Below are 20,403 nucleotides of genomic sequence, written 5' to 3' on the forward strand. Positions count from 1 at the left end.
ATGATATAAGTTTCTCTCCATTCTTTGACTTTTCAGTTGATGATAACTACCGTAACGATTGAAAGAAAATTCCGGATATTTTTTTTACTGCTATGCATTTCCGTAAATTTGACCTGTAAAAATAAATCTTAAATAAGAATGGAAAAGTACAATTACGGGGTCATCGGTCTCGGAGTAATGGGAAGAAACCTGCTTTACAATATTGCCGATAACGGTTTTTCTACAGCAGGATTCGATCTGGATGAGGAAAAAGTAAGCGCACTTCATGATGGAGCGACTCCGGGAACTTCAGTGAAGGGAACAGCTTCTCTGGAAGAGTTTGTCTCCGTTTTGGAGAGCCCGAGAAAAATTATTTTAATGGTTCCCGCTGGAAAACCTGTAGATGCTGTTCTGGAAAGCATTACACCGCTTCTAAGCCCGAAAGATATCGTAATTGATGCGGGGAATTCTTATTTCAAGGATACCGAAAGACGCATTGCTGATTTAGCTTCTAAAAATCTGCATTTTATGGGAATGGGTGTTTCAGGAGGCGAGCAAGGTGCAAGAAGAGGTCCAAGCATTATGCCTGGTGGCGACCGGGAAGCTTTCAACCTGCTAAAGCCTATGCTGGAACTAATTGCAGCTAAAGTAAACGGTGAAGCTTGTACCGCTTATATGGGGAAAAGTTCTGCAGGAAACTACGTGAAGATGGTTCATAATGGTATTGAGTATGCCATCATGCAGCTGATCAGCGAGGCTTACGATTTGTTGAGAAAAGGAGCTCAGCTGAACAACGACCAGCTTTATGAGGTTTTCAAAATGTGGAATGAAGGTGAGATGAATTCTTTCCTTATTGAAATCACAAGAGACATTTTCCAACAGAAAGATGATTTAACGGATGGTTTTCTTGTTGACAGGATTCTGGATAAAGCCGGAGCGAAAGGAACAGGGAAATGGACCTCCGAACAGGCCATGGAAATAGGCGTTTCTATTCCAACGATTGATATCGCCGTAACTTCGAGAATTTTATCTGCTTATAAAGATGAGCGGGTAAAGGCCTCTCAATTATATCCTAAAGGAGAAATAACACGTCCCGAAAATACAGAAGCCTTCATCAAAGAAGTGGGTGATACCTTATATCTGGCTACTTTGATCAGCTACGCTCAAGGCCTGGCATTATTGGTAAAAGCATCTGAAGAATATCAGTTTGAAATTCCATTAAAAGATGTTGTCAAAATATGGCGAGGAGGATGTATTATCCGTTCTGTTTTATTAGAAAAATTCTATGCAGCGTATTCTCAGGATCAGAATTTATCCAATATTCTATTGGATCAGGAGATTTCAGAAATTGTAAAAGATAAAATTTCTTCATTAAGAAAAACAGCTGCTTTTGCGGTATCAAACGGAATTCCAAGCTTAGGAATTCAGTCAGCTTTAGGGTATTTTGAAGCGTATACCACAGAATCTTTACCGATCAACCTGCTTCAGGCTCAGCGTGATTATTTTGGGGCGCACACTTACCAGAGAACTGACAGAGATGGAGTTTTTCACACCTCATGGCAAAACTTAAATAATTAAATCCGGAAAATGAGCGACAATACAATCCTGCATCCCACAACCATTGTTATTTTTGGTGCCACGGGAGATTTGGCAAAAAGAAAGCTTTTCCCAGCCTTTTACAATTTATATATCGATGGCAGAATGCCCAAAGGCTTTAATATTTTAGCGTTGGGAAGAGCCGAAAATACGGATGAAAAATTCAGAGCTTATATTAAAGAAAACCTGGAGAGCTTTTCAAGAAAAACGGTGACCAAGGAAGATTGGGCGGGTTTCCAGGCGCATATCAGCTACTTTCAGCATCAGTTGGACGAAGAAGATTCTTACCAGAACCTGTATCATAAATTGGAGAATTTCGACAAAGTATACGGGATGAGGGGCAACAGATTATTCTACCTTTCTATTGCACCGAACTTTGTATCCGTCATTTCAAACCATATCAAGAATACGTCTATCGCTTCAGATCCTGCAAAAGACCGGATTATCATAGAAAAACCTTTTGGTCACAACAAAGAGTCTGCTGTAGAACTCAATAATCTTCTTTCACAAACCTTTCAGGAAGAACAGATTTACCGTATCGACCATTATTTAGGAAAAGAAACCGTTCAGAATATTTTAGCCTTCAGATTCGGAAATTCAATTTTTGAGCCTTTATGGAATCACAGACACATAGACTCGGTTCAGATTACCGTTGCCGAAGAAGTGGGTGTAGAGACAAGAGCAAGCTTTTATGAACAGACGGGCGCCTTACGTGATATGATTCAGAACCACCTTTTACAGATTCTTTGTATGGTGGCCATGGAACCGCCGGTTTCACTGGAGTCCGGGGAGATTAGGGACCGTAAAGTGGATGTTTTAAAATCAATCCGCAGAATTTCATCGGATAAAGTAGATCATTACGCTGTCCGGGGCCAGTATGGAAGAGGAAAAGTAAACGGAGTAAAAGTAAATGGTTATCGTCAGGAAGAAGGAATTGCCCCAGATTCTAACACCGAAACATTTGCTGCCATTAAGTTTTACCTGGATAATCAACGATGGGAAAACGTTCCTTTCTATGTTCGGACCGGAAAAAAGATGAAAGAGAAGCACTCTTATATTACCATTCAATTCAAACCCCTTCCCCATTCTACGTTTTCAGAAAGCTCATCCCCTCTGTCCGCTAACCGGCTGATTATTAATATTCAGCCGCAAATGGATATAAGATTACAGTTTATGTCAAAAAAACCGGGTCTTTCATTAGAATTGAAACCGGTAGAAATGATTTTCGATAATTTTGCCTGTCAGACCGATACTCCTGAAGCTTATGAAACCCTTTTGCTGGAAGCGCTTGCCGGTGACCTCACCTTATTTATGCGTTCTGATCAGGTAGAAGAAGCCTGGGATGTTGTAAAAACAATTCAGGAAACCTGGGAAACCACCAAAGATTCTTCTTTCCCGAATTATGATGCAGGAAGCTGGGGCCCTGATGACAGCAATGCCTTGGTTGAAAGACAAGGGCATGAGTGGATTTAGAACTTAACTAAGAAATAAAAAATGAATATTACCCTATTTAATACGCTCGACACTTTATATAAAAAAGCAGCGGATACGTTTGTTGAGCTATCAGAACAATCTATACAAAAAAATGGAAAATTTGTTGTAGCATTGAGCGGGGGCTCTTCTCCCAAAGCCATTTTCAGCTTATTGGCAACTCCGGAATATGCAGATAAAATAGATTGGAACAAAGTATATGTTTTCTGGGTAGATGAAAGATGGGTTTCGCTTGATGATGAAAAGAGCAATTTTAAAATGACCCTGGAAACACTTTTAGATAAGGTTCCCGTGAATAAAGATCAGATTTTCCCGATGTATAAAGACGGAATTGAACCTGAAGCTTATGCTGAAGAATATGAAGCACAAATCAGAAACGTACTCGGTAAAGAAGGCGTTTTTGATTTTATCCTTTTAGGAATGGGTGATGATGGTCACACCGCGTCCTTATTTCCGGGAGAAGCCGTTCTGGATGAAAAGGAAAAATGGGTAGCCGCTTATTATCTGAAACCTCAGGAAATGTTCAGGATTACTTTGACTGAACCTATCATTAATAAAGCCGACAACATTTTGATTGTCACATTCGGCAGCTCCAAAAAGCATGCTCTAAACGAGGTTTTAAACGGTGAATACAATCCGAAACTGTACCCGCTTCAGCTCATTGAAAAGAAAGCCGGGGTTCAGATTTTCACAGATAAAGAGGCAGGAGCTTAGTATAGGTTTTTCAATCAATTTATCAGACAAAGTAATACAGTCTTCACCAAAAAATAAAATATCGTCACTTTTTTTAAGTGGCGATATTTTGTATATAAACTGATCATTATACTTTTAAATCGTACCTCTATGAGGTCTATTATTACAATGGGCCGGTCACTCTGCGTCTCCCGCAATGCATGAAAAAAAAGTAAAATCATTCATAAGTAAAATCCCTGATTTATAGAAAACAGGGGTTTACCCTTACTTATATCTTCAATTTTCGGATGAAATTAGCAGTACTCATCAGTATGCTCCAGGATTCTGTTCTCATGAAGTTCAGAACCGCAAAGTCTGTTTGGATGAAAGCATCAATTCAGGAAAAAAAGCAATGGAAATGAGACATTACCTACTGGCAAAAAATAATAATATGAAAATAAAACAGGTACAGCAAAACGCTGAACGGTCTGAGAGACAAGCTATTTTACAAAGCATGAAAATTGATATTGATAAAAGGTTTAGCTGGGATTCGCAAACATGGGTACAGGACGAGGAATACGAACTGGACTTGATTGAAAAAGACGTGGATTTTAACCTGAAAGATGACCTGGCCTACATAGGCCTGATCATGAAAAACTACACTTCTTCGATTCCTGATACGGAAGATCAGAGAATGCTAGAGGCCGAGTTGAGCAGAACTAAAAAAATGTATACCTATAAAATCAATTATCTTACGATCAGGTCCCACCTGCTAAATATAGAGCAGAAGAAGAAAACTGAGCTGCCCAGACTTGAGAAAATGTACACAGACGAAATTAACTTGCTGAAATATACCCCTCCCGAACCGCTTCATTTCAGGAAACGCACAAAAGCTGGCTATATTCGGAAGATGACCATTAAAGCCAATCAGTGGCATGATCAAAAAATAATTGAAAGAAAAAAAGTTCTTGAAAAAGAAAAAGAAGAAGCAAAGATCAGGATATTGAAGGAGGAAGAAGATCTGATAAAAGGAGTGATACAGTTTCTGAAAATCGATGAACGCTATATAGCTCTTATAAAAGCAGGTGTGATGTTATTGCCCAGCGATTCACGCCTGGCGGCAATTTTTCCAAAAAGCCAGTGGCTCACCTTCAACCGTTCCAACAAAGTCAACAGACATGAGGCCATGCACCAACATGCCCGGAAACTGTTGATGAAGCATAATTTGTTCACAGGAAAAACCAAAGATAAAACGGGTATATTACCCGGCAGCAGAAAAGGGTGTCTCTGCATCATGTACATTAAAGAAGGACATATGAAAGACCAGAATGGCGCAACTTTCAGGCCTGTGTTTGGTGCCTCGGGTGTTAGGCCTTATGGCGAAAAACATCATTTACAAGCCCTACAGATAGAAAGCAACAGTTATATCAGCATGGGGGTACCTGATCCTTCGGAAATAGCTGATATTTCCTATGAAAAAACAGTCGAAAGCTTAAGTAAGCGGGTGGACATTATGCAGCGCCTGGGCATAAAAGCACCTTCTATGCAATCCCGTTTGTATTTTCTGCAGACACCGGAGTATAGGGCCAATAAAAAAATAAATGAGATACAGCCTGATATGGCAGATCATCTGTTGGCCCAGGCCAAAAAAAACAAGATCGGCATGCTGGAAAGCTGGGGACCCAGTAACTGTGCAGAGCCCGCTATTATGACGGCCATCTATCAGATGTACAGCCGGCCGGCTGATATTTATCTATCCGTACCTTTTGAAGGCGTTTTATCCCACGATAAGCTGTTACTTAAATACACCTGTACGAGATGCGCCCTTTCTGAGCCCGCCTTCATGTCGCCCCAGGGCAGTATCCCTGGACAGAGGCTTACCGATATGCGCCTGCAGAGAGGTAAATCTCCGGTAGTGAGCCATCATCTTTTATCAGCCGGACTTATTTATAATGCAGAGTACACAAACCACCCTTATCAGGACAAGCATGATGCTATAGAACGTACAGTTATTCGCAATCAGGGACATGGCTTTGGACATGTAAAACGTGGTCATGATCAGGTGGCTGTAGAGACTACAAAAATGCTCATGATAAGGCAGATTGTGCAGGAAATTATCGATGATGTACTGGATCGAAACGATGTACTGATATAAGGTTTTCCATAGTTTATTTTAACCTATCTGTTTAGAAACTTTTTGAGTCTATGGAGTTTTTTTTACAGGATGCTCATTTCTATGAAGTGACTATTGGGTGATTCATAATAAAAATATACTTTTGCAATCAACAACAAAAAGTTATTATCATTGATTATACTGTTGTCAGTAAAAACTAAACCCACGAAACTCAGTAATATGGACAAAAACAAAATGATCCTGTATTTGTTTCTCCGAATACGTCAAAATCGAATTGTTTACGACAATTTAAAGCCACATTAATCCTTTAAAATTATTTTATAGCTCGGGTTAAATAGAATCCAAAAGAGTTTATGGATTTATTTCCTCAAATAAGATATTAGGAACAACCTGTACTGCAAAATTATAGGTTTTCTATTTCGTCCAGATTTGAAGAGCTCTTATAAAGCTTAGTATTTAATTACTGCGCTTCTGAATTGCGATACCCTTTAAAATCCGAGTTGAATTAAAATTGCTTAAAAAAAATTATTTGAATCAGAATTTTGTACTCAGATGAATTAACAGGATTCAGAATCATCTAATGAGCGGAACCGAAAAGCTATACGAGTAGGGAAATATTATAAAACTAAACTATGAGAAAATTTCTTTTATTATTGGTGTTCATCAGTTTAAACTCCTTTGCCCAATGCTGGCAGGGACTTACCGCAGGACGCGAGCATTCGGTAGGGCTCAAAACAGATGGCTCCTTATGGGCATGGGGAGTAAATTTTTCCGGACAGCTGGGTAACGGAGGTTCATTGAGCAGATCCACACCGACCCGTATTGGAGCAGACACAGATTGGAAAATCATTAATGCCGGCGGTGACCAGACGTTCGCCATCAAAACAGATGGAACACTGTGGGCATGGGGAAGAAATGAATATGGACAATTTGCAAACGGAACGACCACTTCAAAAAATACACCCATACAGATCGGAACGGATACCAACTGGAAAAGCGTCAGTGTAGGAGACGATTTTACAATGGGAATCAAAACAGATGGAACATTATGGGGCTGGGGGCGTAACAATTATGGACAATTGGGTGATGGAACCACCACTTCAAGAAATATCCCAACACAAATAGGAACGGATACGAACTGGAGAAGTATTGACACCGGGAGCAGGTATGTTTTAGGAATCAAAACGGATGGCACGCTATGGGCATGGGGATATAATTTTAATGGACAACTCGGAGACGGAACTTCCATTTCAAAAAATGTTCCTATACCGATAGGAACTGATACAAACTGGAAAAGCGTAGACGCCTCAAATAATTATTCGGTAGGTCTGAGAACAGATGGTACGTTATGGACATGGGGCAGTAATCAATATGGGCAATTGGGTGATGGAACTACGGTGAGTAAGAAGGCTCCTATTCAAGTAGGAACCGCAAACGACTGGCTCAATGCAGCGGCTAAAAATGGTTCTACGTATGCAACCAAAACAGATGGTACGCTGTGGACATGGGGGTATAATTATTACGGACAGCTCGGTAATGGCACCACGAATGTAGCCAATGGCGGATCCTCACCTGCTCAGGTGGGCACCTCATCAGACCATCTGAAGATTTATGCCGGAGAAAATTATGCCCTTGTGGAAACAATTGACGGCTCCTTAAAGGCTTGTGGCAAAAACAACTTCGGGCAGGTAGGTGATGGCACGACTACTGAAAAAAATACTTTTGTTGCGATTGCCTGTCCTGAAGTGTGTATCTCTCCGACACAATTTTCTACAACCAACATTACTTCTGCAGCGGCTGTCATTAATTGGACCGCGGCTACTCAGGCTCCAAGTAAGGGATATTTGTATCTGTATAGCACGAGTCCCACGATGGGCGGAAATAATGGAACTACTTCTTCCACCACTGTCAATCTGACCAATCTGCTACCCAATACTACGTATTATTGGTGGGTGGCGTCTGATTGTGGATTCAGCCAGGCCGTCTGGCTGCAGGGAGGTTCCTTTACAACACTTCCTGCAGCTGAGGCAGGTTGTTGGCAGAGTGCCAGTGCCGGTCTTTATCATTCAATAGGATTGAAAAAAGACGGAACCTTATGGGCCTGGGGAGATAACTCTGACGGAGCGCTGGGGGACGGAACTACGACCAACAGAAATACACCCATACAGGTAGGAACTGCTAATAACTGGGTGAAAATAGAAGCCGGGCTTTCCTATTCGGCAGCCATAAAAACAGATGGAACGCTATGGGTGTGGGGATGGAATTATTCCGGGCAATTAGGGGATGGAACCACTACCAGCAAAAATACTCCCATACAGGTAGGAACAGCGACAAACTGGTTACATATTGCGACCGGAGACAGCCATATGGCAGCTATAAAATCTGATGGAACACTTTGGGCATGGGGCAAAAATAACAAGGGACAATTAGGAGACGGTACAACTGTTACCAAAACATTTCCTGTGCAAATAGGAACCGCTACAGACTGGGTAAGTGTAGCATCCAAGGGAAACCATACGCTCGCCATCAAAGCAGACGGAACGCTTTGGGCATGGGGAGATAATGCATCCGGTCAGCTAGGTAATGGAACTTTAACCATAATTACTTCCCCTGTTCAAATAGGAACAGCGACGGACTGGCAAAGTATTCAAGGCGGAAGAATCCATTCGATGGGACTCAAAACAGATGGGACACTTTGGGCATGGGGAGATAACAGATGGGGACAGTTGGGTGACGGTACAACCGTTAATAAAACTTTACCTATACAAGTAGGAACCGCATCCAACTGGCGGAATTTCAGCAGCGGTTCTGTTGGTTCCACTATCGCTATCAAAACAGATGGATCACTTTGGACATGGGGATACAACGCCCTGGGACAATTAGGAGATGGAACAGAGAAGGATAGATCTACACCAATGCGTATCGGAACAGCTACAGACTGGCAGAGCCTTTCAGGAGGAGCCCAAAACACCATCGCGATCAATGCTGATGGCCATTTAGCCATTTCCGGCTATAACAGCATGGGACAGATAGGAGACGGCACAGAGATTCAAAGGACAATTTTTACACCTGTTGTCTGTCCTGCAGGCAGTGTAACTGTTACCCGTTTTGCCAATAGCCTTGCTGCGGAGGAAGTTTCAAAGGCAGGTCAGCTGATAGTCTACCCGAATCCGGTATATGATATCCTGACTATCTCGTTTGATCAAAAAATCCTTTCGGTAACAGTTTACAATACTGCCGGAAAACAGGTATTGACCAAAAGAATCAATGATACGAAAGGAACCCTTGACTTCTCTTCCTTTTTACCAGGTATTTATCAGGTTACAGTACACTCGGCTAATAACGTTGTAAAAACGGTAAAAGTCATCAAAAGGTAAATATTACCATGGCAGACATTCATTGGGTTGAGTGGCTGCCATTGGCAAATAAAATCCTTATACTCTTGATATTCAAAATATCCCTGGCACCAATTTAGATAAATTGGTGCTTTTTTTATTTCCAGCTCAAAAGTCAATGAGTGATTTCTATTGAATACGGATGGACCACAGCCCATCCCTTTGGAAGATAGTGCTTTTCGTTTCCCACACTATATTTCTTCAAAGCTCTTTTTTAAACGTTCCAGACCATCCGTCAAAAGCTCCCGCGGACATCCGATATTGATTCTCAGGAAACCTTCACCACTTGCACCATACATGGTTCCGGAATTGAGCCAGACTTTACCCTCCATCAAAAGAATTTTTGATAATTCATCTGAAGATTTGCCCAATGCCGTACAGTCGAGCCAAACCAAATACGTTGCTTCCAGGGGAATCACTTTAATTTTCGGCAGATGTTCGCTGCAAAAATCCCTCAGATAGATAAAATTCCGGTACAGATAGCCTTTCAGCTCACCCATCCATTCCTGACCTTCTGTATATGCTGCTATCAAAGCTTCCATTGCAATGGGATTAGGATAGCTGTTTTCCTGAAGCTCTAACATTTTACGGACCTGCTGAAGGATTGTTTTGTTCCGGCAAATAAGGTATGATACCGGTAATCCCGAAAAATTAAATGTTTTACAGGGTGAGCCACAGGTCACCGAATCAAGGTTGTAATTTTGAGCGATCGAAATAAATGGAATATGAGGGCGGTCCGCGAAAATTAAATCAGAATGGATCTCATCCGAAACGACCATTACATTATTTCTGGAACAGATCTCAGCTATTTTTTCCAGGTCGTCCCGGGTCCAGACTTTGCCAACGGGATTATGCGGATTGCAGAACAGCAATAGTTTAGTTTTGGGATCAGAAGCCTTGATTTCCAGATCTTCAAAATCGATGGCGTAATTTCCATCTTCATACTTCAGGTCATTACAAACAAGGTGGCAGCCATAGTTTTCTAAGAGAGTAAAAAAATGATTGTACACAGGAGTCTGGAGAATAATCTGTTCATCCGGCTTCACAAACGTACGGACAATGGCAGAAAGAGATGGGAGAATTCCTGTTGTGGGCAAAAGCCATTCTTTTTCTATTGTAAAATGATGATGGGTTTCCCACCACGTGATCACCGATTCATTGAAACTTTCAGGTATCGTTCCATATCCAAAGATTCCGTGTGAAACCTTTTCAGCAATGGCATGGAGCACCTTCGGAGCAGTTTTAAAATCCATATCTGCCACCCACATGGGTAGGATGTTTTCTTTTGCCCAATCCCACTTTACGGAATGGGTTCCTCTTCTGTCTATAATTTCGTCGAAATTGTATTTCATTTTTCAGGTCATTATTTAGAATCCAGATAATTCTTCAGGTCAGAAATGTTTTTAATCTTTAATTCCTGCGCCTGTTTTCTCCGCATCATCAAGGCATAAGCATTATTAAATCCCAGTGGCTTCAGCCATTCTATTCCGTATTGTTTCCGGAATTCCAGGTTGACATAATCAAAAGTTTTTTCCGGGCTTTTAGAAACGTCTTCAATTGTTTTCTGCGAAGGCTTCAGCAAAACCAAAAGCCCTGTCCCGGTATATTCCGGATAAAAATCAATGGCGTCATTCATCAAAGCATCAAAGCAGATTTTTGTTCCACCCAAACCGGTTTTGGTCTCTACTTTATAGTCAGTGTAGCCTTCAATGATCATTCTGTAAATTTCGGTAAGAATATACTGTTCACCAAAAATTTTTGATCCGATTTTTATGGTTTGGGTATTTCCTTTGCGTGGCTTTTTGTATAAATTGGTTTGTACCAGAAAATCCCTGGCAATTTTCTCGGGCGTTTGTTTAAGATAATCGGCTTTATAATTTAGATCGGTCATGATTGAATCATTAAATTTACCTGCTAAAAGATTCAATGTTTTTTCTAATTCCGGAAATTTTTCCAGGGTTTTTGTTTTAATGACCGGTGCTGCAAAATACGGTGGAAAAATCTTCTTATCATCATCCAGGACATACAGATCAAAAGCCTTGATCCTGCCATCGGTAGAATATCCGCTAATCAGATCCAGCTCTTTTTCATAAGCAGCTTTGTACATAATGGCATCGCTGACCACCAGCGGATGTACATCCAGCCCGTACACCGAACGAAGACCGAGATCACCATCCTGCCGCCCCATAAATTCTGGGGTAAAACCTGCTTTAAGTTTATTTTCCGAAACGGAATTCAAAAGATAAACGGCTCCCATGATGATTAATACAACAGGAACGATGTATTTTAATTTCTTGATCATCTTATAGCTTGATTTCTGTAAAATGGCAATGGTCTGATCTAAAAAAACGGCCAGTAATGCTGCCGGAATTGCTCCGGCAAGGATCATATTTGTATTATTAAGCGAAATTCCACCAAAAATAAATTCACCCAAACCTCCTGCGGCAACGAATGATGCTAAAGTTGCCACCCCTACATTGATCACCGCTGCCGTTCGTATTCCTGCGATGATGACAGGCATTGCTAAGGGAATCTGAACTTTGAACAGCAGTTGCCATCTGTTCATTCCCATTGCTTTGGCTGCTTCAATGACCGTGGGATCTACTTCTGTGATTCCGGTATAGGTATTTCTGATGATGGGTAAAAGGGCATAGATGAGCAATGCTACGATTGCCGGAGTGGCTCCGATTCCGAAAGCGGGAATCATAAACCCCAGCAGAGCAATACTCGGGATGGTCTGTAATATTCCAGCTATTCCCAGGACAGAGCCTGATAATTTTCTTTTTCGGGCAATTAAAATCCCTAACGGCAGCCCAACTATGATCGCCAGAAACAGTGATAAAAAAGTAAGCCCAAGATGCTGTACAACCTGAGTGAGCAGTTTTTCGTGCTGCTCTGAAACAAACTGCCAAAAATTCTGTTCACTCATACAGTCTGGAATTTTCGGTATTGATTAAAAGCTGTACTTAGATTTTCGTAGTCTTCAGAAAGCAGCTGATCTGCACTTAATTGCTGTAGCGCATCCCACACTGTGGTCTGCTCTGACCACTGAAATTTTTCATAAAAGAAGTTATCAGTGCCCAAAGATGGTAGGTCTTTCAGTCTGGTTACTTTATATTCCAGTAACAGACGGTTTTCCGCAAAGAAATTTTTAACAAAATCATTTTTTGGCTGATACAGCATTTCCTTGGGCGTTCCAGTCTGAATAATGTTTCCTTTATCCATCAGACAAATTTTATGACCTAGGTCGAAGGCTTCCTGAACATCATGAGTAACCAAAATAATCGTTTTGTTTTTAAGCTCTTCCAATGATTTGAATTCTGCATGAATATTGGCTTTAGTGATATTGTCCAGGGCTCCGAAGGGTTCGTCCATCAGTAGAACAGGCGCATCGGCAATCAATGCCCTGGCAATCCCTACTCTTTGCTGCTGGCCACCACTTAATTCATTAGGAAACCGTGCAAGCACATCATCGGAAAGATGAAGCTTATGCAATAATTCCCGGGTTCTGGTGTCCGTCTTCTTTTTGTCCCATTTCAGCAAATCAGGAACCACTGCAATATTCTGCTGAATGGTATAATGCGGAAACAATCCGGAATGCTGCATCACAAAACCGATTCCCATCCGTACCTCTTCCGCTTTTTGTGACTGGATATTTTGTCCATCGATAGAAATATTCCCGGAGTCTGCTTCAATCAACCGGTTGATCATTTTCAGTGTTGTGGTTTTTCCGCAGCCGCTTGTTCCCAGTAGCACCAGGATTTCCTGGTCCTCTGCCTGAAAAGATACCCTGTCGACCGCCTTTTTTCCGTTAAAACTTTTTGAAACCGATTCAACTGTAATCATAGGCAAAAATTATTGAGCAAGTCTGATTCCCGTAAACTGCCACTGTAACTGAGTCGGAAAAAAATTCCGGTAGGTATTTCTGCTGTGCCCGTGAGGGGTAGCCACAGAAGCACCACGCAGCACCATCTGGTTGATCATAAATTTCCCGTTATACTCTCCTACAGCTCCTGCTTCTTTTTTATATCCCGGATAGGCAAGATAGGCAGAATTGGTCCATTCCCAGCGTTTCCCCCATTCAAAGTGTTCTGATGCCACTTCCCATTCAGCTTCAGTTGGCAGACGTTTTCCTTTCCAGGAGGCAAAAGCTGAAGCTTCGAAAAAACTGATATGGCAAACCGCTTCCTCACGGTCGATTTCCTGTAAGCCGCTTAAGGTGTAATTCATCCATTTTCCATCAACGAAATGCCAGTACAAGGGAGATTTTACATTGTTTTGCCGCACCCAGTCCCATCCTTCAGCGTGCCAGTGACGGAAATCCTGATATCCTCCGGCCTCAATAAATTCTAAGTATTCCCTGTTCGTCACCATTTGAGTACAGATTTCAAAATCATTCAGGTACACTTTATGCCTGCCCAGCTCATTATCGAAACAGAAGCCTTCCCCCTCAAAACCGATTTCATAAATTCCTTCTGAAAAACGGATCATTTCCGGGCTTTCAGCTTTTTTCTTTTGTAAACTATGGTCCTTTTTGTATGCAGGAAATAACGGATTGTGACCTAAAATATATTTAATGTCTGTCAATAATAATTCCTGATGCTGCTGTTCGTGGTTTAAACCCAATTCAAGAAGTGATTCCAGTGATTCTGTAAGGGATCCGCTTTGGAGAAATTCATCCATCTTTTGATCTACATATTCACGGTATTTAAAAACATCTGAAACAGAAGGCCGGCTGAGATTTCCTCTATCTGTGCGGATCACGCGCGCTCCGATGGTTTCGTAATAAGAGTTGAACACAAAATTATACTGCGAATCAAAAACTTCGTAGTCCGGACAATTAGGCTGTAAAATAAAGGTTTCAAAAAACCAGGTGGTATGCCCCAGATGCCACTTCGGGGGACTCACATCAACGACCGGCTGAACAACATAATCTTCAATTTCCAGAGGCCTGCAAATTTCTACGGAATGGTTCCTGATGTCCGCATATTTTTTGATCCAGTTTTTATGAGAAATTGCTTTTGAAAGTAATGCATCTTTTTTCATAACATTCATTTTTAAAATTACACCATCCAGATAGAATCTACAAACCAGTTTTTTGAATCTTTAATTTCACTAAGAATATGAAATCCGGAATCTACAGCCAGTTGACGGATATCCTGTTGAGAAAACTTTTGAGAGATTTCCACGGATACAAGTTCGTTTTCTTTGAAGCGAAACACTTGCTTACTGATATGGACGTCCTGGTCACAAAGACTTACCAGAAAGCTCCTGCAGGCTCCTGAAACCGGATCGTACATTTGATAATGCTCAAAATTTTCCACCTTGAAATCAGCATCCAGTTCCCTGTTGATTCTTGTGAGAAGATTAAGATTGAACGAGGCTGTAATTCCTGCAGGATCATTATATGCTGCCAGAATAGTATTTGGATTCTTCTTCAGATCAAAGCCTACCAGAAGCAAATCTCCCGGATTTAGCCTGTTTTTTATTCCATTACAAAATTGTCCCGCTTCTTCAACTTCCATATTTCCAATGTTTCCCCCTAAGAAGAGGACGACTTTTTTTCTTTTTGAAAGACCGGTTGCTTTATCAAGCATTTCAAAATATTCACCTTCCAAAGGCAAAATTTCTAATCCGGGAAGCTTTTTATTGAGATTTTCCTGTAAAACAGAAAGAATATTCCCCGAAATATCGATGGGCATATACGTAAAATCTGTTCCTTTTTCAAGTAAGTTTTGAAGCAGATAAGATGATTTCATAGCATCACCGGCACCCAATTCTATCAGGTCAAAAGATTCATTGATATTGGAAATTGCCTTTACAAGTTCTTCTGCTTTATTTTGAAATATATCCAGTTCACATTGGGTAAGATAATACTCGGGCATTGCCATGATCTGCTGAAAAAGCCGATCACCCGTTTTATCATAAAAATATTTTGAGGGTAATTTTTTAGGCTCGGCGGATAAGCCTTCCAGAACGTCCGGACGGAAACTTCCGGTATCGTCATCACTAAGTTGAACCTTTTGTTTTAACTGTATATTCATATTTTATATTTTGTGTTGGTTTTAAGTAGCTGCAACTATCTTGCCGCCACGGGAACTATTTTCTATCAACCTACAGGATTCCAGAAATTCATTCTATTTAAAGATAGGATTTATTTATGATTTCATCCACCCCATTCAGTTCTATTCATGAAACCGTTATATTTTAAAACCGGATCCAGATCTTACAGTTAAAAAGTTACGACCAGGGTAAACCTTTTACTTTTTGTTTCCGGTGAGTTTTTTAAAAACAAAAATATTCAGTAAAAACTGGCTGTAGCCATATACTGCATCTTCAACAGGAATAGTGGTCATTCTGATTCCCAAAAACTCATCGGGATTATAATTGACCACCGGTGAGGGAATGAGAGATCCTGTCAGTATTCCGTTGACTGCGAAAAATCCGGGCATCAGAACCAGATACACAAAACTGGCTTTGCCGATCCATTCTTTTTCAGCCACAAAATGAAGATAGCATAATGTGAGTATCGTTACGATGACCGTCAACAGGGTATATAATCTTTCGTAATAGAGAAGCCCCACAACACTGAGCACAATAACGGCTGTAAATACAATCAGGTTATTGAAGGCACCCGCCCAGTCAAGCTTATAAAACTTATCCAGGCAATAGTAGGTAAAAACACAGGCAAACGGAATGCAGTAAAAAAACAGCCATTCTTCAACAGGAAGTCCGGCAATCTTAACGCCCAACGTATATTTGAGATCAAACCACCACACTCCTCTTCCGGTGAACCATATATCCCAGAGAATAAAGGGAACCGCCACAATGGTAGAGGAAATTAAAAACTTTCCGAAAAGTTTATGAAACTGGATCCTCCTGTCAAAAGAAGCTAAAAAGCAGATAATGACAGTGAAAAAGTTGATCAGTAAGTAAGTATATTGCATCATTTCTTATTGAAATACATTTTAAAATATTTAACAGGAACCCATAAAAAACCGAAGCATTCTCCTTTTTCTTTCCCCAAATGCTTATGATGCTGCTTGTGAGCCCGTCTTATCGCAAGGAAATAGGGGTTTGTGGTTTTTGTAAAAATCTTTGCCCGTTGATGAATAAATATATCGTGAACAAAGAAATAGGCCATTCCGTAAAGGCTTATACCCAATCCGATAAAAAACCAATAGCTGAAATCCTGCTTTACGCCAAGATATAATAAAGCGATAGCCGGGCTGGCAAAGATGAAAAAGAACAGATCATTCCTTTCCAGTTTTCCATCATGGCTATGATCATGGTGATCGCGGTGTAACCCCCAGAGAAATCCATGCATAATATATCGGTGGATCAGCCATGTAGCTCCTTCCATAGAAACAAATACAGTCAAAACAATCAGAAAATTCATACTAATGGTGTGTGCTGTTAAAAAGATCATCCAATACCCTGTACCTGAAGTCGAAAATACTTTTGAGCTTTTCTTTTACAAATAACTGATGGGCTATCCTGCCAAAAATCCCCAGTGGCAGCTCATAGTCCACCGTATCTTTCATTAAAACCCCTTTTTCGTTGGGAATGAACTCATGAAAGTGGTTCCAGTATTTGTACGGGCCTTCCTTCTGAAAGTCTGTGAAACTTTTATAATCATCCACCTGGCTGATCACGGTCTTCCACCGCATCGGGATTCCCAACAGAGGAGAAACCCTGTACTCTATTTCCATGCCCTTAAAAACAGGCTCATTCTTATCCGACAGCACCACAAAATTCATGCTTTCCGGAGTGATCTCAGATAAATTATGCGGGGACGAGAAAAACGTCCATGCTGTTTCCCTGTCACAACTCAATTGCTGTTCTCTGTACAATCTGTATCTCATTGTTTTTTTATTGATTATTACTGACCATCATCCACAGTATTTTTCTCATTAAGCATTTACAAATAGGCAGATTTATACCGTATATAACTTTTGAACGCCACCAATATTTTCTGTGAATTGGCGATTCGTACCCTTTGCTGTAAAATGTGATGAGAGCTGGTCTTTTTTATTTTTTCAAACAGTAACAGATAGTACCGGTAGGCGAGATAAACTCCAAAAATAGATGAACCGGGCAGTCTTCTAATTCCCTGTAATGCTTCTTTAAACTCTTCTTCAATTTCCTGTTCAATCTGAACTTTTGCCCTGTTATCAAATACAGACATATTCACAGCCGGGAAATAAGTACGTCCCAGCACCTGATAATCATCCTTCAGATCCCGTAAAAAATTGACCTTCTGAAAAGCCGAGCCGAGCTTCATCGCAAATGGCTTAAGTTCCTCATATTGCTGCTTATTTCCTCCGGTAAAGATTTGCAGGCACATAAGACCCACCACTTCTGCAGATCCATAGATGTACTCATTGTACAGATCAGAATTGTAATCTACCCTTTGCAGATCCATTTCCATGCTGTGTAAAAACTGATTGATAAGCTGAATATCAATATCATACTGACGGACTGTTTCCTGAAATGAGTGCAGAATGGGATTGAGCGATATGCCCTCTTCCAGCGCGTGGTACGTTTCAGTCTTTAATCTATGCAGAAGCTTTTCTTTATCGTAGTGATGAAAACTGTCAACGATCTCATCTGCAAGGCGTACATATCCATATACCGCATAAATAGCAGGTCTTATGGACGGCTTCAAAGCCAATATTCCTAATGAAAAACTGGTACTGTATTTTTGTGTGGTGTACTTACTGACCTCGTAAGACAGCTCATCAAACAATTTTTTCATATTATTTTATTTTTAGTTTACTGACTTCTGCGGCGACGATTTTCCCCGAAATTACCGATGGCGGCACTCCGGGTCCCGGAACGGTTAACTGACCGGTATAAAAAAGATTTTTGATTTTTTTATTTCTTATCGTGGGTTTCAAAACAGCAGTTTGTGATAAAGTATTAGACAGTCCGTAGGCATTTCCCTGATACGCATTATAATCCGAAATAAAATCGCTGACACAGTAGCTTCTTTTGTATTCGAATCGGGAAATAAGATCAGCTTCGCCTGTATGTTTTTCTATTCTTCCGATCATTTCTGTCAGGTATTTTTCCCTGGTGGCCTCATCATCATGTATGCCTGGTGCCAGAGGTAAGAGCAGGAAAAGATTTTCACAACCGTCAGGGGCTACATCCGGATCTGTTTTAGAAGGGCAGCATGCATAAAAGAGAGGCTTGGACGGCCATTTTTTATTTTTATAAATACAGTCTATATGATCATCCAGTTCATTTTCGAAAAACAGGGTATGGTGTTTGAGATGAGGAATTTTTCCTTTTACTCCCAGGTAATAAATAAGGCAGGAAGGGGCCAATGTTCGGGATTCCCAATACGCATTATTATAATTTCTGAGTGACTTCGGAATTAATGTTTCTGTATGCTGATAATCGGATGAGGCTATAACGGCATCAAATTCATGGTCCTTCCCATCTATCGTGATGGATGTAACCTTTCCATTATCTGTATTTATTTTCCGGACGTCGTGATTGAAGTGAAAGATGACGCCCTGTTGCTCTGCGACCTTCTTCATCGCAAGAACAAGCTGATAAAAGCCTCCCATCGGATATTTTGTTCCCAACACATAGCCGCCATAATTCATCAGGCTGTACAACGCAGGAATATTTTGTGGTGAAGCTCCCAGAAATATCACCGGAAATTCCATCAGGGATCTGAGCTTTGGATCAGAAAAATAGCCGGATACATATTTTCTGAAATTGCTTAGAAGATCAAGTTTCACCGCACTGGCTGCGATCTTTAAAGAAGCAAATTCCAGCCAGCTGTAACAGGGCTTGGTCACAAAATCCCGCATTCCCACCTCGTATTTATACTGAGCAGACTGCATGAATCGATCATACTGCCGGCCGGCTCCGGGCTCTGTTTTTTCAAATAATTCACGGATTTCATCATTTTTCTGGGGAATGGCAATTTTTTCTTCTGAGAAAACCATTTCAAACTGAGGGTCCAGGGAGACCAGTTTAAAAAAATCATCAGCTTCCACTCCAAAATCCTGAAAAAATCCTTCCATAATATCATGCATCCAATACCAGCTGGGACCCATATCAAAAACATATCCTTCTTCAGTTTTAAATTGTCTTGCCCGTCCCCCTGGCTGATGATGTTTTTCAAATACATGCACTTCATTACCCGACTTTGCAGCATAGGCAGCAGCAGACAATCCGGAAAATCCGGAACCTATGACGGCTATTCTCTTTTTTATGTTTTCAGTACTCATTATTATTTTTTTGATCGTTTAGCAGGTACTTTTGCTACTTATTCAGTTCAGTTTTTTATAGGCGGCGTCCAATAAATCCATTGCCTGCAGATTCATACAATAAAGAGAATAATGGAAGTAATCCAGTTTTGAGAGTAAGGCAATCAGCAGCATTTGTTCAGAATGCGTTAGGTTTCCAATGACGGCACGGGAGGCCTTCCTGATTTCATCCATATGCTGGTCTAATACGCTAAGCCCTTTCTCCGTAATGCGGATATGTCTGATCCTCTTGTCTTGCTCAGAAACAGTCTGTTCAGCCCAGCCTTTATGAATCAGACGATTGATAATAAGCATACCAGCAGGTTTTTCTTGTACATTATGTCTTATCAATTCCATTTTTGACATAGCCCCCACAGATCTCAGACTTATAAGATAAATGAAATCGTCCTGGCTTGAGAACCCTGAGCCGGCCATTGCCGATCTGGAGTATGATTTTGCATATCTACCCATTCTTACCAATAAAGTATTAATGACACTGTCTGAACTCCTTCCCATCTCCTTTCCCAACCAGTGAGGCTCTTCAGATACAGAATCCTCCTGACGGAAAGCATTAACCCATTCTGTAAATCCCTGAAGGTCGTTGCCATATGAAGCATTACCGTTATTCTCTTCCATGAACTGCCGGACAAGTTCAACAATTGGTTTCAAAAGATTAAAATTCATATTTTTAAACTTGGTATACAAATATACTTTATTAAAATATAATAAAGTATATAAATACACTTTTTATTTTAATTTATTGCGTTTCAGCAATGTTGTACCCTATTTCAATCATCCTGTCACTGAAAAAAAAACATTGTTATACAGCTGTATTACAGCACAATAAATCCTCATCTATTACAAAAAA

16 protein-coding genes are annotated in these 20,403 nt (G+C 40.7%); 5 read left to right on the plus strand and 11 right to left on the minus strand.

The features are described from left to right. The first annotated feature begins 138 nt into the window (after window positions 1-138). From gndA to DRF67_RS02295, 5 genes are all read left to right on the plus strand, one after another. Complete coding sequence (gene gndA, locus DRF67_RS02275; protein WP_115926199.1) at window positions 139-1,557, plus strand: NADP-dependent phosphogluconate dehydrogenase; 1,419 nt, start codon at window positions 139-141, stop codon at window positions 1,555-1,557. Between the two features lie 9 nt (window positions 1,558-1,566). Next, window positions 1,567-3,048, plus strand: a complete 1,482-nt coding sequence (gene zwf / locus DRF67_RS02280; protein ID WP_115926200.1) for a glucose-6-phosphate dehydrogenase — start codon at window positions 1,567-1,569, stop codon at window positions 3,046-3,048. A 21-nt stretch (window positions 3,049-3,069) separates the two neighbouring features. Continuing rightward, window positions 3,070-3,780, plus strand: coding sequence for a 6-phosphogluconolactonase (gene pgl, locus DRF67_RS02285; RefSeq protein ID WP_115926201.1), 711 nt, complete (start codon window positions 3,070-3,072; stop codon window positions 3,778-3,780). Between the two features lie 376 nt (window positions 3,781-4,156). Beyond that, a complete protein-coding gene (locus tag DRF67_RS02290; RefSeq protein WP_123912696.1) occupies window positions 4,157-5,893 on the plus strand; it encodes a hypothetical protein in 1,737 nt (578 codons plus the stop codon). A 611-nt stretch (window positions 5,894-6,504) separates the two neighbouring features. Continuing rightward, window positions 6,505-9,249 carry an RCC1 domain-containing protein gene (locus tag DRF67_RS02295; protein WP_115926203.1) on the plus strand — a complete coding sequence of 915 codons (2,745 nt, stop codon included), beginning with the start codon at window positions 6,505-6,507 and terminating at the stop codon, window positions 9,247-9,249. A 209-nt stretch (window positions 9,250-9,458) separates the two neighbouring features. Here the strand turns inward: DRF67_RS02295 and DRF67_RS02300 are convergent, their stop codons facing one another. The 11 genes from DRF67_RS02300 to DRF67_RS02350 all read right to left on the minus strand — a co-directional run bounded on the left by DRF67_RS02300 (window position 9,459) and on the right by DRF67_RS02350 (window position 20,219). Further along, a complete protein-coding gene (locus tag DRF67_RS02300; protein WP_115926204.1) occupies window positions 9,459-10,619 on the minus strand; it encodes a MalY/PatB family protein in 1,161 nt (386 codons plus the stop codon). 11 nt (window positions 10,620-10,630) lie between these two features. Continuing rightward, the gene (locus DRF67_RS02305; protein ID WP_115926205.1) at window positions 10,631-12,196 is read right to left on the minus strand and encodes an ABC transporter permease/substrate-binding protein; all 1,566 of its coding nucleotides are present in this window, start codon (window positions 12,194-12,196) and stop codon (window positions 10,631-10,633) included. Then, window positions 12,193-13,113: an ABC transporter ATP-binding protein gene (locus DRF67_RS02310; RefSeq protein WP_115926207.1), complete on the minus strand. Its 921-nt coding sequence runs from the start codon at window positions 13,111-13,113 to the stop codon at window positions 12,193-12,195. Before DRF67_RS02310 ends, DRF67_RS02305 begins: the two co-directional genes overlap by 4 nt. 9 nt (window positions 13,114-13,122) lie before the next feature. Continuing rightward, window positions 13,123-14,313: an ergothioneine biosynthesis protein EgtB gene (egtB, locus tag DRF67_RS02315; protein ID WP_115926312.1), complete on the minus strand. Its 1,191-nt coding sequence runs from the start codon at window positions 14,311-14,313 to the stop codon at window positions 13,123-13,125. Between the two features lie 17 nt (window positions 14,314-14,330). Next, window positions 14,331-15,311: an L-histidine N(alpha)-methyltransferase gene (egtD, locus tag DRF67_RS02320; RefSeq protein WP_115926209.1), complete on the minus strand. Its 981-nt coding sequence runs from the start codon at window positions 15,309-15,311 to the stop codon at window positions 14,331-14,333. A gap of 216 nt (window positions 15,312-15,527) precedes the next feature. Further along, window positions 15,528-16,217 (minus strand): lycopene cyclase domain-containing protein, encoded by a 690-nt coding sequence (locus DRF67_RS02325; protein ID WP_115926211.1) that lies wholly within the window; start codon window positions 16,215-16,217, stop codon window positions 15,528-15,530. Next, the gene (locus DRF67_RS02330; protein ID WP_115926213.1) at window positions 16,214-16,666 is read right to left on the minus strand and encodes a sterol desaturase family protein; all 453 of its coding nucleotides are present in this window, start codon (window positions 16,664-16,666) and stop codon (window positions 16,214-16,216) included. The genes DRF67_RS02325 and DRF67_RS02330 overlap by 4 nt, the downstream gene beginning before the upstream one ends. Before the next feature lies 1 nt (window position 16,667). Beyond that, on the minus strand, window positions 16,668-17,132 hold the full coding sequence (locus DRF67_RS02335) for an SRPBCC family protein (RefSeq protein ID WP_115926215.1): 465 nt from the start codon (window positions 17,130-17,132) through the stop codon (window positions 16,668-16,670). Window positions 17,133-17,188: 56 nt separating this feature from the next. Further along, complete coding sequence (locus DRF67_RS02340) at window positions 17,189-18,025, minus strand: phytoene/squalene synthase family protein (RefSeq protein WP_115926217.1); 837 nt, start codon at window positions 18,023-18,025, stop codon at window positions 17,189-17,191. A gap of 1 nt (window position 18,026) precedes the next feature. Next, on the minus strand, window positions 18,027-19,517 hold the full coding sequence (locus DRF67_RS02345) for a phytoene desaturase family protein (RefSeq protein WP_115926219.1): 1,491 nt from the start codon (window positions 19,515-19,517) through the stop codon (window positions 18,027-18,029). 42 nt (window positions 19,518-19,559) lie between these two features. Beyond that, window positions 19,560-20,219 (minus strand): MarR family winged helix-turn-helix transcriptional regulator, encoded by a 660-nt coding sequence (locus DRF67_RS02350; protein ID WP_115926221.1) that lies wholly within the window; start codon window positions 20,217-20,219, stop codon window positions 19,560-19,562. Between the last annotated feature and the right edge of the window lie 184 nt (window positions 20,220-20,403).

The organism is Chryseobacterium pennipullorum, from assembly GCF_003384725.1.
GTDB lineage: Bacteria > Bacteroidota > Bacteroidia > Flavobacteriales > Weeksellaceae > Chryseobacterium > Chryseobacterium pennipullorum.

Bases quoted from the DNA above. Each gene is read 5' to 3' on its own strand.
- gndA (WP_115926199.1), top strand. From the start codon at position 139: ATGGAAAAGTACAATTACGGGGTCATCGGTCTCGGAGTAATGGGAAGA.
- zwf (WP_115926200.1), top strand. From the start codon at position 1,567: ATGAGCGACAATACAATCCTGCATCCCACAACCATTGTTATTTTTGGT.
- pgl (WP_115926201.1), top strand. From the start codon at position 3,070: ATGAATATTACCCTATTTAATACGCTCGACACTTTATATAAAAAAGCA.
- DRF67_RS02290 (WP_123912696.1), top strand. From the start codon at position 4,157: ATGAGACATTACCTACTGGCAAAAAATAATAATATGAAAATAAAACAG.
- DRF67_RS02295 (WP_115926203.1), top strand. From the start codon at position 6,505: ATGAGAAAATTTCTTTTATTATTGGTGTTCATCAGTTTAAACTCCTTT.
- DRF67_RS02300 (WP_115926204.1), bottom strand. From the start codon at position 10,619: ATGAAATACAATTTCGACGAAATTATAGACAGAAGAGGAACCCATTCC.
- DRF67_RS02305 (WP_115926205.1), bottom strand. From the start codon at position 12,196: ATGAGTGAACAGAATTTTTGGCAGTTTGTTTCAGAGCAGCACGAAAAA.
- DRF67_RS02310 (WP_115926207.1), bottom strand. From the start codon at position 13,113: ATGATTACAGTTGAATCGGTTTCAAAAAGTTTTAACGGAAAAAAGGCG.
- egtB (WP_115926312.1), bottom strand. From the start codon at position 14,313: ATGAAAAAAGATGCATTACTTTCAAAAGCAATTTCTCATAAAAACTGG.
- egtD (WP_115926209.1), bottom strand. From the start codon at position 15,311: ATGAATATACAGTTAAAACAAAAGGTTCAACTTAGTGATGACGATACC.
- DRF67_RS02325 (WP_115926211.1), bottom strand. From the start codon at position 16,217: ATGATGCAATATACTTACTTACTGATCAACTTTTTCACTGTCATTATC.
- DRF67_RS02330 (WP_115926213.1), bottom strand. From the start codon at position 16,666: ATGAATTTTCTGATTGTTTTGACTGTATTTGTTTCTATGGAAGGAGCT.
- DRF67_RS02335 (WP_115926215.1), bottom strand. From the start codon at position 17,132: ATGAGATACAGATTGTACAGAGAACAGCAATTGAGTTGTGACAGGGAA.
- DRF67_RS02340 (WP_115926217.1), bottom strand. From the start codon at position 18,025: ATGAAAAAATTGTTTGATGAGCTGTCTTACGAGGTCAGTAAGTACACC.
- DRF67_RS02345 (WP_115926219.1), bottom strand. From the start codon at position 19,517: ATGAGTACTGAAAACATAAAAAAGAGAATAGCCGTCATAGGTTCCGGA.
- DRF67_RS02350 (WP_115926221.1), bottom strand. From the start codon at position 20,219: ATGAATTTTAATCTTTTGAAACCAATTGTTGAACTTGTCCGGCAGTTC.